This is a genomic window from Blautia sp. HCP3S3_G3 (assembly GCF_052063365.1).
Lineage (GTDB): Bacteria > Bacillota > Clostridia > Lachnospirales > Lachnospiraceae > Blautia_A.
The window spans coordinates 117,353-134,762 of record NZ_JBQHXR010000004.1 but is presented as its reverse complement, the minus strand read 5'-3'; the positions used below and the strand labels follow the sequence as shown (position 1 = coordinate 134,762).

The 17,410-nt window shown below is 43.9% G+C and carries 17 protein-coding genes; 16 read left to right on the top strand and 1 reads right to left on the bottom strand.

All coding sequences use genetic code 11. The features are described from left to right. Nucleotides 1-271 precede the first annotated feature (271 nt). Nucleotides 272-1,171: a DUF445 domain-containing protein gene (locus ACTNEW_RS06715; protein WP_441059306.1), complete on the top strand. Its 900-nt coding sequence runs from the start codon at nt 272-274 to the stop codon at nt 1,169-1,171. Between the two features lie 210 nt (nt 1,172-1,381). Here the strand turns inward: ACTNEW_RS06715 and ACTNEW_RS06710 are convergent, their stop codons facing one another. Then, nucleotides 1,382-4,222: an EAL domain-containing protein gene (locus tag ACTNEW_RS06710; protein ID WP_441059304.1), complete on the bottom strand. Its 2,841-nt coding sequence runs from the start codon at nt 4,220-4,222 to the stop codon at nt 1,382-1,384. 276 nt (nt 4,223-4,498) lie between these two features. On the opposite strand from ACTNEW_RS06710, the gene larB reads away from it, so the two are divergent. The 15 genes from larB to ACTNEW_RS06635 all read left to right on the top strand — a co-directional run bounded on the left by larB (nt 4,499) and on the right by ACTNEW_RS06635 (nt 17,406). Then, on the top strand, nt 4,499-5,269 hold the full coding sequence (larB, locus tag ACTNEW_RS06705) for a nickel pincer cofactor biosynthesis protein LarB (RefSeq protein ID WP_441059302.1): 771 nt from the start codon (nt 4,499-4,501) through the stop codon (nt 5,267-5,269). Next, nucleotides 5,266-6,579: a nickel pincer cofactor biosynthesis protein LarC gene (larC, locus tag ACTNEW_RS06700; RefSeq protein ID WP_441059300.1), complete on the top strand. Its 1,314-nt coding sequence runs from the start codon at nt 5,266-5,268 to the stop codon at nt 6,577-6,579. The genes larB and larC overlap by 4 nt, the downstream gene beginning before the upstream one ends. A gap of 99 nt (nt 6,580-6,678) precedes the next feature. Next, nucleotides 6,679-7,536: a patatin-like phospholipase family protein gene (locus ACTNEW_RS06695; protein WP_441059298.1), complete on the top strand. Its 858-nt coding sequence runs from the start codon at nt 6,679-6,681 to the stop codon at nt 7,534-7,536. Nucleotides 7,537-7,563: 27 nt separating this feature from the next. Continuing rightward, the gene (locus tag ACTNEW_RS06690; RefSeq protein WP_441059296.1) at nt 7,564-8,340 is read left to right on the top strand and encodes a helix-turn-helix domain-containing protein; all 777 of its coding nucleotides are present in this window, start codon (nt 7,564-7,566) and stop codon (nt 8,338-8,340) included. A 15-nt stretch (nt 8,341-8,355) separates the two neighbouring features. After that, nucleotides 8,356-8,976, top strand: coding sequence for a hypothetical protein (locus tag ACTNEW_RS06685; protein ID WP_441059294.1), 621 nt, complete (start codon nt 8,356-8,358; stop codon nt 8,974-8,976). Between the two features lie 28 nt (nt 8,977-9,004). Beyond that, nucleotides 9,005-9,217: a hypothetical protein gene (locus ACTNEW_RS06680; RefSeq protein ID WP_441059292.1), complete on the top strand. Its 213-nt coding sequence runs from the start codon at nt 9,005-9,007 to the stop codon at nt 9,215-9,217. Nucleotides 9,218-9,432: 215 nt separating this feature from the next. Continuing rightward, nucleotides 9,433-9,750: a hypothetical protein gene (locus ACTNEW_RS06675; protein ID WP_441059290.1), complete on the top strand. Its 318-nt coding sequence runs from the start codon at nt 9,433-9,435 to the stop codon at nt 9,748-9,750. 5 nt (nt 9,751-9,755) lie between these two features. Further along, complete coding sequence (locus ACTNEW_RS06670; RefSeq protein WP_441059288.1) at nt 9,756-9,941, top strand: hypothetical protein; 186 nt, start codon at nt 9,756-9,758, stop codon at nt 9,939-9,941. A 6-nt stretch (nt 9,942-9,947) separates the two neighbouring features. Beyond that, nucleotides 9,948-11,126, top strand: a complete 1,179-nt coding sequence (locus ACTNEW_RS06665; RefSeq protein WP_441059286.1) for an MGH1-like glycoside hydrolase domain-containing protein — start codon at nt 9,948-9,950, stop codon at nt 11,124-11,126. Between the two features lie 151 nt (nt 11,127-11,277). Next, nucleotides 11,278-13,902: a pyruvate, phosphate dikinase gene (gene ppdK, locus ACTNEW_RS06660; protein WP_441059284.1), complete on the top strand. Its 2,625-nt coding sequence runs from the start codon at nt 11,278-11,280 to the stop codon at nt 13,900-13,902. Between the two features lie 194 nt (nt 13,903-14,096). After that, complete coding sequence (locus tag ACTNEW_RS06655; RefSeq protein ID WP_441059282.1) at nt 14,097-14,366, top strand: hypothetical protein; 270 nt, start codon at nt 14,097-14,099, stop codon at nt 14,364-14,366. Next, the gene (locus ACTNEW_RS06650; protein ID WP_441059280.1) at nt 14,359-14,637 is read left to right on the top strand and encodes a DUF4160 domain-containing protein; all 279 of its coding nucleotides are present in this window, start codon (nt 14,359-14,361) and stop codon (nt 14,635-14,637) included. The genes ACTNEW_RS06655 and ACTNEW_RS06650 overlap by 8 nt, the downstream gene beginning before the upstream one ends. A 233-nt stretch (nt 14,638-14,870) precedes the next feature. Further along, nucleotides 14,871-15,602 (top strand): TetR/AcrR family transcriptional regulator, encoded by a 732-nt coding sequence (locus ACTNEW_RS06645; protein ID WP_441059278.1) that lies wholly within the window; start codon nt 14,871-14,873, stop codon nt 15,600-15,602. Continuing rightward, nucleotides 15,599-16,858: a helix-turn-helix domain-containing protein gene (locus tag ACTNEW_RS06640; protein WP_441059276.1), complete on the top strand. Its 1,260-nt coding sequence runs from the start codon at nt 15,599-15,601 to the stop codon at nt 16,856-16,858. Before ACTNEW_RS06645 ends, ACTNEW_RS06640 begins: the two co-directional genes overlap by 4 nt. 215 nt (nt 16,859-17,073) lie before the next feature. Further along, nucleotides 17,074-17,406 carry a hypothetical protein gene (locus ACTNEW_RS06635; RefSeq protein WP_441059274.1) on the top strand — a complete coding sequence of 111 codons (333 nt, stop codon included), beginning with the start codon at nt 17,074-17,076 and terminating at the stop codon, nt 17,404-17,406. Nucleotides 17,407-17,410 lie beyond the last annotated feature (4 nt).

Sequence of the window (17,410 nt, the reverse complement as noted above, 5' to 3'; positions counted from 1 at the left end):
ACTGAAAGAGATGAAATAGGAGATCCCGTTTCTGGAAATGTATGGAAGAACCGTATATTCCGGAAACGGGATTCTATTATTATATCATAGGAAAGTGCTTTACATTTTCCTGTGATATAATAAAGCCCTCCGGGCAGGACGGCATTGTCTAATAAATAAATGAAAAGTTTAAAATTGTACTGGTATCACAGGCATAGTTGTGATAGAATAAAAATCCGGATGGCTCTGAACAGAATAGTCATGCCGAAAAAACTATGATGGAGATGAAAAGATGGAGTTATTACATTACATAAGCGGACCTCTGATTGGTGCGGTGATTGGATACTGTACCAATTATATTGCTGTAAAAATGCTGTTTCGGCCGCATAAGCCGATCCAAATTGGTCGTTTTACCCTTCCGTTTACTCCGGGAATCATCCCGAAACGGAAGAATGATCTGGCATCTGCTGTTGGAAAAGCCGTTGGTAATGCACTTCTGACGGAAGAGGATCTGACAGAAATGCTTCTTTCTGAGGATGTGGAAAACTCGGTAACGGATATCCTGGTTTCACAGATTCAGGATTATCTGGGAAAGGAGCAGGCTCTCAGTGAAGTGCTTCCGGAACTTATGGGACAAGATGCCTATCATACAGGCAAAGAACAGCTGCAGCAGGTTCTGTGTGAAAAAATCATGAATGGTATCAAAGAGATGGAACCGGGCAGACTCATTGCAGAAGAAGGAAAAAAGGCGGTTCGTCTGAAACTGGAAGGAAGTATGTTTTCTATGTTTTTGACGGATAAATTACTGGATTCCCTTGCAGGTGAAATTGGAGAGTATGCAGAAAATTATATCATGGAGAATGGTCCTGCTTATGTGGAAACACAGATTGAAAAAGAAATTGCCGGTATCGAGGGAAAAACACTGGCAGATGTGAGAAACTGGATTCCTGCAGACAAAGAAACCATCTGCGGAAAAATCCGGGATGTTTACCGTGTATGTATCCGCAGATTTGCAGGCTCGATTGTGAAGCAGTTCCATATTTCTGATATTGTAGAAAATAAGATCAGAGAAATGGATGTTGCGGAACTTGAGAATTTGGTAATGTCTGTTATGCAACATGAGCTGGGAATGATCGTAAATCTTGGGGCTCTGATCGGTCTGCTCCTGGGTATTTTCAATCTCTTTTTCTAAAAAACAGAATGATTGTGCTGAACGGGTATGGATGTACAGATAAGGATGTACAAAGTGTCCCGGGATTTTCATATATGAAGGTATGAAGTCCCGGGACATTTTTGTGAACATTCACTGTCACGATACAGTTATGGAATTTATTTTATGGATACACGGCAACTGTTTTTGGTTGCAGACATGTTATTTTTGATTTTGTTATCATAACGATTTCTACTGCCTGTGCGCATCGCCGTACACGAATTTTTCATATTCCTCGATCGGAAGAGGAGGACAGAACCAGATACCCTGCCCCGTTTCACAGCCGATCTTTCTGAGGATTTCAAGCTGTTCTTCTGTTTCCACTCCTTCACAGAGAACATGATAGCCAAGGCCTCTGACCATGGTCACGATTTCTTTGAGAAAATAAATTCCCCGTTTGGTGGAAGTGCATTTTTCAATAAACAGTCGGTCGATTTTAATTGTGTTGACCGGAATATCAATCACTGTATTTAATACGGAATACCCGGCTCCAAAATCGTCCACAGAAGTCTGAATCTGTACAGACTGCAGATGCTGGAAGAGAGAACGTACACTGTCAAATTTTGCTACAGTGGCTGTTTCTGTAAGCTCTATTTCCGTCAGGGAAGGATCCACATGGTATTTATTCAGAATATCGAGATAATTCTGCACAGTCATCGGATTGGAGGCGTGAAGGATGGAGGCATTGATGGAAATCGGTATCTGTTTTCTGCCAAGTGTGTCGTTTTTGGCAAGGAATTCCACGACTTTTTCAAATACATAATAATCCAGTTCTGTGATCCGGCCATTCTGTTCAAAGGTTGGAATGAAAGCGCCGGGAGAGAGAACGGTTCCATCCGGCTTATGCCATCGAACAAGTGCTTCTGCTCCTGTAATGGAAAGATCCTCCATGGAAAATTTGGGCTGCAGATAAATCTGGAACTGTCCCTGAGCCATAGCTTCTGTCATATCATTTTTGATTTCATTTTCCAGATGGCGTTTGCGGGAAAGTGCTTCATCATAAAGGATTACAGATTGTCCCTTCCCCTGTTTGGTCTGCTGACGGGCATAGTTAGCACAGTCCAGTGCAGAGGAAGCACTGGTACAGCCGGGTTTTACTATATAAATACCGGTACGGATCCGCAGCGGAACATTTGGATATATTTTTTTCTGCTGCTCAATAAAAAGATGATTGATCTGTTCTACATGTTCCACTGCATGGCCCTGATCGATATACGGCATAAAGAGCGCAAACTGATCCGCAACGATTCGCGTAAAATATACATTATTGCCAGGCTTCAGTGTACTGATGATATAACTGCTGAAATCTTTCAGGAGCTGATCTCCCATGCGATAGCCGCATTTCTGATTAAAGTACTTAAAATCTTCCAGATCTGTATAAACCATGGCATATGTCTGATGCTCGTTGCCAACGATAATCCGCTCTGTTTCATCACGAAATCTGGCAAAAGAAAGAAGACCTGTGAGATGGTCATATTCCGGAACAGAAATAATCCCTTTGTGAGAGGCATTCAGTGCATGAGTTTTGGCCAGATGAGCAGAAATCAGTTTCGTAAGCTCTCCAAGCTGGCTCAGCTGATCTTTGGACCAGAAGCGCTTTGTTTTACATACTACATAGGAGATTGCACCGACATACATTCCTTCACAATACATGGCGGAATAGACGACTGTTTTGGCATTTCCCTGCATAAGAAGAGAAGCTGCAGATGCAGAGTACATTTCCATATTGTCATATTGAAGAACAGCAGTACCGTTTTCGTCATAGCTGTGGAACAGTTTCAGAAAATCATCTTTGGTAAAACTTCCCGGATTTTCCAGTACTTTTGGGATTCCGGGTGCAGACCACTGCCGGTAGCTGCTGCATACAGAATTTTTGATGTCTGTTTCAATAATAGAAATGCGGTCCAGTCCGAAACGGATTCCAATGATCTCAAGAAGCATTTTTATGGCAGAATCAAAGCTGTTTTTCTTTTCAAATATTTCAAATGCGCAGGAGATGATGTCGTTTCGGAAATATCGTGCATCAATATCTGGATGAATATTTTCAAAATCCGGGGAGGAATATTCAAAACGTTTCAGACTGTCGCAGAACATATAACGGTTGCGGCCGCTTCTTTTTGCATTGTATAAAGCCCAGTCAGCATTTTCAAAAAGCTGTTCATAAGTATAACCTGACATATTTTCCGGCAGAAAGCAGATTCCGACACTGCAGGTGGGTGAATAATCACATTCTGTAAAAGCCATATTGCGGACGGAAGCAAGCAGTTTATCTCCCTTGTTCAGAAGTTCCGTATGGCGGATGTCTTTCAGGAAAATGACAAATTCATCTCCGCCTGCACGGATCAGAATATTATCATTTCCGAAAACAGAGAGAAGAAGCCGGGAAAATTCTGAAAGAACTTTGTCCCCAAAGAGATGACCATAGTTGTCATTTACGTTTTTGAAATAATCGATGTCAACCACCATCAATGCACAGGAGGAATAGGGATTTTTTTTGTTCAGATATTCATTGATCAGCTGTGTTCCTGCTGTGTGATTATATAATGTGGTCAAAGGGTCACGCATGGCCTGTGCCTTGAGAAGCTCCACACGTCTGCGTTCCATAGTAACATCACGGATAATACCAATAATGACTGAGTCCGGGTCATCCAGAGGCCCTGTCGGGGTTGAATCCAGAACATTATGAAAAACGCGCCCATTTTCGTTGATGGAGCGTATTTCAATAGGGGAATTGTGTTTTCCGTGATAAAATTCCAGCAGCTTCCCAAAATCATCGGGATGAATGCGGGATGTTAGATCCAGGTTTTTAAAGTAACCAGGTACCCGGATGACCGGCTGGAAATATTCATTGTACTTCAAAAGAACATCTTCTGCTGGATAATATTCAAAAATAGTAATGTTGGCGCGGCTCAGGACAGAGGCCAGTTTTTGGAGCCGTATCGGGTCGGATACGGAAGTTTCCAGTGATGAAAGGATGCCTGGAGTCTGGTCAGCAATTGTGCTGTCTGGTGTTTGTTCAGATGGATCTTTCATTCCTGCTACCTCGCTTTCTTTTGGATTTTCAGTTGTTGACCGGTTGTGTTCTGATAAATAGGAAATATGAATAGAACAAAAAAAGTATTTACAGAATTTTTGCTGCAGATAAAATCCTGTTAAAAAATTTACATGGTTATGTTAACAATATATCATATTTTCAGAGGTGAATCAATGAAATGGTGGGAAAAGTAAGAATTGTTTCATTTTTATGAATGTGATATAATAAATAAACTCGCGAAGATAAAGATAGAAAGAACCGGGGTGTTGAATTTTATGGAAGCAAGAGAAATTCTCAGGAGATTTAAAGAGGGAGAGATCTCTTTGGAGGAAGCGGAGCATTATTTCCGCAAACAGCCTTTTGAAGAAATGGATTATGCAAAACTTGATACACACAGGGAAATCCGTTCCGGTTTTCCGGAAGTAATCTACTGCAGCGGCAAGGCAGATGTCCATTTCGAAAAGATTTTCCGGAAACTCTATGAGGAAAATGGAGAAGTGCTGGGAACAAGGGCAACCACACACCAGTATGAGCTTGTGAAAGATTTATCTCCGGATGTGGTATATGATGAAATTTCCCATATCATAAAAATTGAAAAGAAGAACAAAAAGAGAATCGGCAGGATCGCCGTCTGCACAGCGGGAACGGCAGATATTCCTGTGGCGGAGGAAGCGGCTCAGGTTGCGGAATACTTCGGGTCAAATGTGGTGCGCATTTATGATGTGGGTGTGAGCGGCATTCACAGACTGTTTTCCAGACTGGAAATGATTCAGGATGCGAACTGCATCATTGCAGTGGCAGGAATGGAAGGGGCGCTTGCCAGTGTACTTGGAGGTCTGGTGGACAAGCCGGTGATCGCAGTGCCGACATCTGTCGGATATGGAGCAAGCATGAATGGATTGTCCGCTTTATTGACGATGATCAATTCCTGTGCCAATGGAATTGCGGTCGTAAATATTGATAATGGATACGGGGCAGGGTATATTGCCACACAGATCAACCGGATGGGATGCCGGGGACAGGAAGAAGAGGAAGAAGGAAAATGAAAAAAATTTTGTATCTGGAATGCACTTCCGGAATCAGCGGTGATATGACAGTTGCAGCGTTGCTGGATCTTGGCGCTGATCAGAAGAAAATGGAGCAGGCACTTGCCAGTCTTCCTGTTGATGGCTTTCATACCGTTATCAGCAGAGTGAAAAAGGCAGGGCTGGATGCCTGTGATTTTGCAGTGATCCTTGATGAAGCTCATGAAAATCATGACCATGACATGAACTATCTGCATGGGCATGAGCATGCGGAAGGAGAATGCAATCACGTACATAGCCACCATGAGTCAACTCATGGTCACGGAGCGGAAGGTTACCATCACGAACACCGGGGAATGCGTGAAATTGAGGAGATCATTAACAGAGCACAAATGACGGAGGGAGCACGAAGTCTTGCTCTGAAAATTTTTCACATTCTTGCATCAGCTGAGGCAAAGGCTCATGGAGTACCGGTTGATGAGGTCCATTTTCATGAGGTCGGGGCGGTGGATTCTATTGCGGATATTGCAGCTGCAGCGGTATGTCTGGATGATCTCGGGATAACGGAGATTGCAGTACCTGAGCTCTGTGAAGGCAGAGGAACGGTTCGCTGCCAGCACGGAATACTGCCCATTCCTGTTCCGACAGTGACCAATATTGTTCAGGAACATGGAATCCGACTTCATATGACGGAAACAAAGGGAGAACTGGTAACACCTACAGGTGCAGCAATCGCAGCGGCAGTCCGGACAACGGATCAGATTCCTGAGCGTTTTACTATCCTAAAGACAGGACTTGGAGCAGGGAAACGCAATTATGACCGTCCGAGCCTCCTTCGCGCGATGATTCTCGGTGTGGAAGAGGAATCTGAAACCGTCAGAAAACAGGATTTTCCACACAGCGACAGAATCTGTTGTCTGGAAACCAATCTGGATGACTGCAGCGCAGAGGTACTGGGATATGTGATGGACCGTCTTCTGGAGGCAGGAGCCAGAGATGTAAGCTATACTCCTGTTTATATGAAAAAGAACAGACCGGCCTATCAGCTGAATGTCATCTGTATGCCGGAAGATGTGAAAAAAATGGAGGATATTGTGTTTCACGAAACAACCACCATCGGTATCCGAAGAACAGAGATGGACCGCACGATACTTCCGCGGGAAATCCGAACTGTTCATACCGAATATGGAGAGGCAGTGATAAAAGAATGTGTACTTCCGGACGGAACCATCCGACGTTATCCGGAATACAGATCTGTTTCAGATCTTGCAGAAAAGAACGGGATTTCCTTTCAGGAAGCATTTCAAAAGATACAGTATGCAGCTGAGTAGGAGGAAAAATTATATATAGTCTGCAGATCATCAGGTGTATACAATTATTTTGCAGGAAGAAGTTGACGGAAAGAAGTTTGCAGAAAGAAGTGAGAATCAATGAGTAAAGAAAAGACAGGACTGGTTCTGGAAGGCGGTGCCATGCGCGGGATTTATACGGCAGGCGTGCTGGACGAATTTATGGAAGCTGGAATTACGTTTGACGGTGTGATCGGAGTATCCGCAGGGGCACTTCATGGCTGTTCATTTGTGTCGGAACAGAAGGGAAGGAGTCTGCGGTATTATATGAAATACCGCAGTGACAGGCATTTTATGAGCTTTTGGAATCTTTTGCGTACAGGAGATGTAGTGGATAAGAAATTTTGTTACCATGATATTCCGGAACGTCTGGATCCCTATGATTATGAAGCGTTTCTCAAGTCCAGAATCAGATTCTATGCAGTCTGCACCAATCTGGAAACAGGAAAAGCAGAATATCTTCCGGTCAAAAATATGAGAAGTCAGGTAGATATTATGCGCGCTTCTGCTTCTATGCCTTATGTATCCAGGATTGTTGAGTACCGCGGAATGAAACTGCTGGATGGCGGATGTGCGGACAGTATTCCGGTAATGGCGTTCCGGCGTATGGGATATAAGAAAAATGTGGTAGTACTGACCAGACATGACGGTTATGTGAAGAAACCGGAGAATCCGAAACTGATCCGGGCATTTTATCATAAATATCCGAATTTTGTCAGAACACTGACCAGACGGCATCTGGTCTATAACCGGACCATTGAGAATATACACAGACTGGAAAAAGAGGGAAGTGTTTTTGTGATCCGTCCCAGTGTGGAGCTTACCATTGGAAGGATGGAAAAAGACCCTGAGAAAATTCGTGAAGTGTATGAAATCGGTCGGAAGGATGCAAAAAGCAGGATGGAAGCATTAAAGAAGTGGATGGAGAAAAATGAATAAACAGAATCTTCCCGGGAGGACAGGACCATGCTCAGAGTATTTGTAGTGGATGATGAATGCCTTGTAATAGAGGGAATCCGGCTATTGATGGAAGAAGCACTGCGCAAAGCGGAGGAAATTTATTTTAAGAGTACTCTGGAAGAAATGCACAGGAAACATGTTTCCGGCAGCGTGGATAAAATGATCGAAAAACTTCTGAAATCAGATTATGACAGTGCTTTGGCTATTTTTGAAGAACTGAAAACGGAATTTGAATCAGAGAACCCGACCATTGAAGAGTATCGGTGGAATATGTTCATGGTCTGCACATCGGTGGTAAGCTGTTATTATGATAATACAAAAGTAAATCTGTCAGAAAAGCACTTTCCTTCTTACAAAAATCTTAAAATTCTGAATACCTGTCAGGAAGTGAACCAATACGTTGATGAAATTATTTTGAATATCATAAATAAGATGAAGAGAGAACAGGACGGAATTACGCATGATTCTATCAGAAATCTGATCGGATATATCGAAGAACATTATAATGAGGATATCAGCCTGAACCAGCTTGCGGAAATGCTGAATATGAGCCCGGTTTACCTGAGCGCACTGTTCAAAGAGGAAACAGGGATCAGTTATGTGAAATATCTGACTGAAATCCGAATGAAGAAAGCGAAGGAACTGCTTTCCCAGGGGCATCTTGTGTATGAAGTGTGTGAGATGGTGGGATATCCGAATTACCGGTACTTCTGCGATCTGTTTAAAAAAAGGACAGGAATGACACCAAATGAATATAAGGGTACGGTGCGTAAAAACAGATGATGGAAGAGGTGCTGCATGAAAAAAATAAAACTGCGGTGGCAGATTATTATCGCCATCATCATTGTCTCCTTTCTTTCTGTTACGGTTTCTGTTTTTTCTGTATACCGGATTTCCATACAGACGATCCGGGAACAATATATCAAACAGTCGGAAGAAAAACTGTCCGCTCTGAATGTTCTTGCGGATAAGGAACTGAGTAATCTGGTCAATATCATCCGAAATTGTATGCTGGATGATGATTTGATCAGCGTGATCAGTGAGGAGCCTCTTGTAGAAGGCTCTTCTTATTATGATTCGAAAAGCAAAACCAGTATATCGGAACAGGTAGCGGATATGGTCAGCCAGCTGAGCAAAGTAGAGGGAGTCTTTCTGTTTGATGATTACAATCGGTATATTATGTATCTGGGAAACGGGGAGAAAACAGCTCCGTATCTGACCTATTATACAACAGGACCGGATAAGGATGCGGACTGGTATCAGGCAGTGGAGCAGAGCAAAGGAAAAGAGATTTTCTGGAATGGAGATGTATTGAATCCTGAAAACCGGCGATGCTTTTCTGTGGTAAAAAAATTAAATGATACGTCAAAATATAAGCCCCATGGTATTCTGGTCGTGACGGTTTCCACAAGCTTATAACAGTGAGGGATTTATCCAGGCAGCACAGATGATCCAGGATATGAATGCAAAAGGTTACTTTGGTGAAGGTGCTACCACCGAAATGAACAAAGTTACCGGTACAGGAAACTGGTTTGAAGCACTTATGAATTCTGAACTGTCAACAATCGCACAGGAAAATGTTCAGTCTCTGCTGAACGGAGATATGAGTGCTCAGGAATACTGTGATATGATGGCAGAAACTTATGAGGCTACCAAATAAATACTTGCTTGAACGATGAGACATAAAGAGTCAGGATAAAATAATATGCACAAAAGGCAGGCAGGTTCTCTGTCTGCCTTTTCTTAAAGAGGAGTGACTGGATTGAACAAAGTATTAAGTAATAAAAAAGCAATTGCTCTGTATATGGTGCCGGGACTTCTGTTATATACCTGTAAAAAGCGTTAACTGTAAATATCAAATATATCATCATTGTAATGGCTGGACAGATTATTCTGGGTCTTCTGCTTGCCCTGATGTTCCGTTTCTGGCTGAAACATTTCAAATCTCTGGTAAGAACGATCGTATTTTTCCCGGTTGTGCTTCCGGTTGTAGCAGTGGCACAGCTTTTTACAAAGATTTATGAAATACAGCCGCATTACGGTCTGCTGAACAGTATCCTGGCAGCTGTGGGGCTTGATAATCTGGTACAGCCCTGGCTCGGACAGGCCAGCACAGCACTGGGGTCTCTGTGTGCAATGGATATCTGGACTTCCATCGGATTTTATGCAATCATCCTTTTTAGCTTGCCATGACTTTTGTGAGCAGTAAAAATCTCAAGACCGTACAGACGGGACTTCTGTATTTTACAGATGAATTTGGAACGAAAAACTGGGGAGCAATTTTTGCGTCGGTATCCATCTGTGTCATTCCGATGCTGATTATGTACCTGTTTCTGAATAAACGTGTCATTGAAGGTATGACGGCAGGATCAACGAAAGGATAAGAGACTATGGAATATGAAAAGAAAGAACAGATGAAACATTATGAAGAACTTCTGAGAACATTTTTTACGGATCATACGAAAGATGTTATGAAACAGCCGCGGAGCTTTATCCGTTATCCGTTTATCGATCCGGGCTCGATCTATGATGGAAATGTATGGAACTTTTTTGACCATCAGCTGGAAGACGGATATATTCCCATGATGATCGAAGTGGCTGACTGGCCGAAACCGTATCTGAATATGAGACATAAAGAAGGTGTGCTGATGAATATGCACAAGCCGTTTCTCTGCACACAGATCTGTCTGATCAGTGATTACGTGAAGGATTATACCTGGATGGAGGAGAATCTGGAGGGGATTCGGAAATATTTTGCCTGCTACGACAGGAATTATTATTATGAAAACTGTGGTCTGTATGTGTGGCGGGATGATATTATGATCGGAATGGACAATGATCCGGCTACTTTTGGAAGACCTCCGTTTTCTACAGCCAATATTTTCCTGAACAGTTTTATGTGTGTGGAACTGGCAGCTGGCGCGAAAATCTTCCGGACTTTTGGACAGAACGGAGAGGCAGATGTACTGCTGAAAAAACGGGAAGCACTGATTCAGTCCATTCAGTCAGAACGCTGGGACAAAAGAGATCAGTTTTTCTATTCTGTGGATGTGGATATCAAAACCAGAAAGTACGACTGGTTTCACCAGGGACTTGGTGTTTTCTGGAAAACCCTTCCCATCAAGGTGCGTGTATGGTCCGGTTTTATTCCCATGTATGCGGGAATTGCGACAGAAGAACAGGCAGCAGCAATGGTAAAGCATATCTTTGATGATACAACATTTGGTTCCGATTATGGTCTGACGACTCTGGCAAAAGACGAAAAAATGTTTGATCTTTCGGTGACCAATAATCCGTCTAACTGGCTTGGACCAATCTGGCTGGTTGCAAATTATGTGACATTCCGCGGTCTTCTGAATTATGGTTATCGGGATGAAGCAGAAATCATCTGCGAGAGAACTCTGACTCTTCTGGGAAGAGATCTGGAAAAAAGCGGATGTCTGCATGAATACTATGATCCGTTTACCGGAGAACCGATTATGAATGGAGGATTTATCAACTGGAATGTTCTTGCAGTGAACATGGCAGATGAACTGAGGGGAAAGAAGCCAATGAGCTTTTCTGACTGATGAAGTCAGGTTTCAGACATAAGTTTACAGTTTTTTTCCCCTTTTTGCCAGTTAGACCTTGACTATTTGAGCAGAACTCTATAAAATAATTGTGTGCGTATAAAACATATTTCTATGTTTAAAGAACAAATTAATAGGAGGAAAATGTAAAATGGCAAAATGGGTTTACATGTTTACAGAAGGTAATGCTAATATGAGAAACCTTCTGGGTGGTAAAGGTGCCAACCTTGCTGAAATGACAAGCCTTGGTCTTCCGGTACCGCAGGGCTTCACAATCACAACAGAAGCTTGTACGCAGTACTATGAAGACGGAAGACAGATCAATGAGGAAATCATGGGTCAGATCATGGAAGCAATCACCAAGATGGAAGGAGTTACCGGCAAAAAATTCGGTGACAAAGAAAATCCTCTGCTTGTTTCCGTACGTTCTGGTGCAAGAGCTTCTATGCCTGGTATGATGGACACCATCCTGAACCTTGGCTTAAATGAAGAAGTAGTTCATACATTGGCTGAAAAATCCGGAAACCCACGCTGGGCCTGGGACTGCTACAGAAGATTCATCCAGATGTATTCTGACGTAGTAATGGAAGTTGGTAAAAAATACTTTGAAGAGCTGATCGACAAGATGAAAGCTGAAAAAGGTGTAAAACAGGACGTTGAGCTTACTGCTGAAGACCTTGAGACACTTGCAAATCAGTTCAAAGCTGAATACAAAGAAAAGATCGGTTCTGATTTCCCGTCTGATCCGAAGGAACAGTTAATGGGTGCAATCAAAGCCGTATTCCGTTCCTGGGATAACCCGCGTGCAAATGTATATCGTCGTGACAACGATATCCCGTACTCCTGGGGTACTGCTGTAAACGTACAGATGATGGCATTTGGTAACATGGGTGATGACTGTGGTACAGGTGTTGCTTTCACTCGTGACCCTGCTACAGGTGAGAATGGTCTGTTTGGTGAATTCCTGACAAATGCACAGGGTGAAGACGTTGTTGCCGGTGTTCGTACACCTATGCACATTTCCGAAATGGAAGAGAAATTCCCGGAAGCATTCGTTCAGTTCAAAGAAGTATGCAGCATTCTTGAAAAACACTACAGAGATATGCAGGATATGGAGTTTACTGTTGAACATGGTAAACTGTATATGCTTCAGACACGTAATGGTAAGAGAACCGCTCAGGCTGCTCTGAAGATCGCTTGTGACCTTGTTGATGAAGGCATGAGAACAGAAGAAGAAGCAGTTGCAATGATCGATCCTCGTAACCTGGATACACTTCTTCATCCTCAGTTCGACGCTAAGGCTCTGAAAGAAGCTGCTCCGATCGCAAAAGCACTTGGCGCTTCTCCGGGAGCTGCGTGCGGTAAGATTGTATTTACAGCAGACGATGCTGTTGAATGGGCTGCAAGAGGCGAAAAAGTTGTTCTTGTTCGTCTTGAAACTTCTCCGGAAGACATTACCGGTATGAAATCTGCTCAGGGTATCCTGACTGTTCGTGGTGGTATGACTTCTCACGCAGCCGTTGTTGCACGTGGTATGGGTACCTGCTGTGTATCCGGTTGCGGCGACATCGCTATGGATGAAGAAAATAAGAAATTCACTCTTGCTGGAAAAGAATATCATGAAGGAGACTGCATCTCCCTTGATGGTTCCACAGGTAACATTTATGACGGAATCATCCCGACTGTAGACGCTACAATCGCTGGTGAGTTCGGCAGAATTATGGCATGGGCTGACAAATACAGAACTCTGAAGGTTCGTACAAATGCAGATACTCCGGCTGACGCTAAAAAAGCTCGTGAGCTTGGTGCAGAAGGTATCGGTCTCTGCCGTACAGAGCATATGTTCTTCGAAGGCAACAGAATCGATGCATTCCGTGAAATGATCTGTGCTGAAACTGTTGAAGAAAGAGAAGCAGCTCTTGAGAAGATCCTTCCGGAACAGCAGGGAGACTTCGAGAAACTGTATGAAGCTCTTGAAGGAAATCCTGTAACAATCCGTTTCCTGGATCCGCCTCTTCATGAGTTCGTTCCTACTACAGAAGAAGATATCAAGAAACTTGCTGACGCTCAGGGCAAGACTGTTGAGCAGATCAAGACAATCATTGATTCTCTCCATGAGTTCAACCCGATGATGGGTCATCGTGGATGCCGTCTGGCAGTTACTTATCCGGAAATCGCTAAGATGCAGACAAAAGCAGTTATCCGTGCAGCTATCAATGTGAAGAAGGCACACGCTGACTGGAACGTTTGCCCGGAAATCATGATTCCGTTGGTAGGCGATGTGAAAGAGCTTAAATATGTTAAGAAAGTTGTTGTTGAGACAGCTGACGCTGAAATCGCAGCAGCAGGCGCTGACCTGAAATATGAAGTTGGTACCATGATCGAGATCCCGAGAGCTGCTCTTACAGCTGATGATATCGCTAAAGAAGCTGACTTCTTCTGCTTCGGTACAAACGACTTAACCCAGATGACATACGGCTTCTCCCGTGATGACGCTGGTAAATTCCTTAATGCATACTATGACGCTAAGATCTTCGAGAACGATCCATTCGCTAAACTCGACCAGACAGGCGTTGGTAAATTAATGGAAATGGCTATTAAGTTAGGAAAACCGGTTAACCCGAACCTGCACATCGGTATCTGCGGTGAGCACGGCGGCGACCCGACATCCGTAGAATTCTGCCATAAGATTGGTCTGGACTACGTTTCCTGCTCACCATTCCGTGTTCCGATCGCTCGTCTTGCAGCAGCACAGGCAGCTATCGCTGAAAAATAATTAAAATAATTTCAATTAAGAAATTGTAAGAATTGACCTTGTTGGTCTGATCTTTTTTCAGACCTTCAAGGTCTTTTTTGTTACAGCAAGGGTAAGTATATCCTCTTGTTTTTTTGATTATGCTTCAACATCTACATGACAACTACATGGAGAGATGTTATAATATGGCTAAAGCAGAAATGAGGTGAAGCTATATGATGTATCCATATATGACGTTGGCAGATGAGACTGAAATAGTGCATTCTCAAATTATCGAAAAAGATGGGATGAGAAAGGTTATAGTAAATTTTGAACGTCCGACAGAAGATGGATTTGATTCGGCAAGATGTGAATTACCAGACTATAAGTGGACAGACAGACAGGGATATTCGGATGAAGAAATAGCAATGTTTGAAGAACTCCTACACAGCAATGCACATTTGCTGTATAGATATGCGGAGAATGGAGGGATTCAGATTGCCTAAACTATTTACAGTAAGTGGATATACGGTATATTTCTGGTCTAATGAGAATGGTGAACCAATTCATGTTCATGTGTCAAAGGGAAAGCCTACTCCTAATGCAACTAAAATCTGGCTTACAAAGTCGGGAGGATGTATTTTGGCAAGTAATGGAAGTAAGATTTCAACTAAAGAATTGAATGAATTAATGGAGTTTATATCAGCTCAGTTCTTTCTTATTTGTTTAAAATGGAAACAAGCGTTTGTGATAGAAGAGATAAAATTCTATTGTTAAGAACCTTTGCCCCAAAAGAGGATAATTCTATTTGCTCTGTGATATAAATTGTGGCCCCATCCATAATGGATGGGGCTATTTATATGGAACGTATTGTGTTTTATCGTCTGTGCAATGCCGGAAACAGAATATCAGCACGGATGTTATTGACTTAATTTTTTCTGTAGTTTATAATATTATATACAATAGACCATAAAACGAATCATGGTCTACTTTTCTCGGGGAGGAATCAGATGAGACAGGGGAAGCGCTATCAGCGCATGGAAGAGACACGGGCGCAGGTGCTGCGGTGTGCGGTTGAACTTTTTATGGAACAGGGTTATCGGGAGACGACCCTCGACCAGATCGCAAGTCGGATCGACCGCACAAAGAGCTCCGTACTACGGGCATATCATGATAAAGAAGCTATTTTGTACACACTGGTGACTTACATGTTCGGTGTACAGTTTTCCTGTATACGGTCAATATTAGGGGAAAAAGCGGATCCACTTTTGATCTACGGCGCTGAAACGGCACTGCAGCTGCATATCTGCGAGATCAGCGAACCGCTGCGGGATCTGTATACCGCGGCTTACACCCTGCCCACCACAATGGATTACATTAACAGAAACACTGCGAAGGAACTGCAGAAGATCTTCGGCAAATATCTCCCGGATGCGGCAGAAAGTGATTTTTATGAACTCGAGCTGATCTCCAGCAGCGTGATGCGGGGACTGATGACCCGCAGATGTGACATGTATTTTACAATAGATAAGAAGATTGCGCTGTTTCTGCGGTGTGCGCTGAAAATCTTTGATGTACCGGCAGTGGAGCGTGAAGCGCTGATCCCCAGGGTACTGAAAATGGAAATTGCTGCTCTGGCACGCAGTACGGTGGAGAACACGATACGGCTTGCCAGAGCGGGCTTTGATAAGGACACGCTCCGGGCTTCGGCTGAAGAGGACAGGGAGGTGGATGAATCGTGAATTATGAATCATCTCAGCGTGCGGCAGACCGTCTTGGAGTAAGCGTACGCTCTATTCAGAAGTGGGCGAAGGAGGACCGGATTCCCGGGGCCGTGCGTCACGGACGTTCATGGATGATCCCGACGGATTTTGTCCCTGTGGAACAGCCGGAAGAACAAGCGAAGACTGCAGGTCAGCCGGAAGAACAAGCGAAGACTGCAGGTCAGCCGGAAGAACAGGCGAGGCCTGCAGAACAGCAATGCAGCAGCGACAGCCGGGCGGCCCGCATTGCCATGCCTCTCCTGAACAGCGCCTATCCTGTGGGAAAGTGCCGCGAATTCATTGATTCGATACGGGATGAGGACGACAGGGCGATTGCGTGGGGAGAGTATTATTATTTCAGCGGTCAGCAGGAGCTTGCTGTAAAGATGATGGAACCCTACAAGGACAGCGACGACCCCGTACTTCGCTATTCTGCCAACCTTGTGGAATTCTTTTCCGGTTTTACTCTGGGGCAAATCGATCAGGCCATGCGCGCTTTCAGACAGCTGCATGAGGATATGGAGGCGGCTTTTCAGGCGGAGCCTGCACCTTTGCTTCAGGCGATGGGTGCATTTACATTCACGGCAGCCTCGGTACTTCTGCACCTGCCCATGTCCTATGGTGTTGATCTTCAGCAGCAGATTTCTTATCTGCCGGAAGGACTGAAGCTGTGGGCATGCTATTTACTTGCCCATAAGGCTTATCTGGAGGAAAACTACAGCGGTTCCCTGGCAATCGCGGAACTGGCGATGTCCATGAGCCGGAAGCTGTATCCGATTGCTTCGATTTACGTACATCTTGTGGCGGCCATGGATCTGATGAGCCTTAAGAGAGTGGAAGAAGCAAAGCAGCACATCGCACAGGCGTGGACGCTTGCCCGCAGCGACGGCTTAATCGAGCCTTTTGGGGAACATCACGGACTTTTGCAGGGCCTGATCGAACTTTTCTTCCAGAAGGATTATCCCGAAGAGTTCGAAAAGATTATTGCAATAACTTATTCTTTCAGCGCAGGATGGCGAAAAATTCACCTCATGATTTCCGATCATGAGGTGGCTGACAATCTGACTACTACCGAATTCACCATCTCCATGCTGTACAACCGCGGCTGGACAGCCAAGGAAATCGCCGCGTATATGAACGTGGCTCCCCGCACCATTACCAATACTATTCAGATAATTTATCAGAAGCTGGGCATCTCCAGCAAGCGGGAGCTGGGACAGTTCATGCTTACATAAAACATCATTTTTTCTAAAAGCCGTTCGCTTTCGCGAACGGTTTTTTTACTATTGATGAATGTACAATACTTAAATGGCTGTTAGATAAGTGTCAGATGTGTGATCGATACTTTTATGTGGATCTTTCTTTAGTAAAAAAAGCATCGAAATTACTCTGTGCAGATGGCAGATCATCCTGTATAATACTGCCATAAATTGGCGGAGGAGGCGATTTTATGGAAAAAGAGAGACTGAGAACCTTTTTTATTGATGGTGATCAGCTCACAGTGAAATACCATTATGATGAGAAGGCAGAGATTTTCATCGGCCAGTTCCCTGAGTTCGATGAGGAACCCAGGTACACTCCCAACGGCAGACCGTGGAAGAGCGCCGTCAGCATCGGTTGTCCCTTTGCCAAAGGCCAATATGATGATTGCGGCTCCTGTCCTTGTCTGATCAAGGCAGAACCCCATGACATTATAGGTGTCTGTTTTCACGAAGGATTGCGCAGCAGGGCTTCACCGGAAAAGAAACCGGTAAGCGATATATCAGCATCAACCGGCAATTGACAAC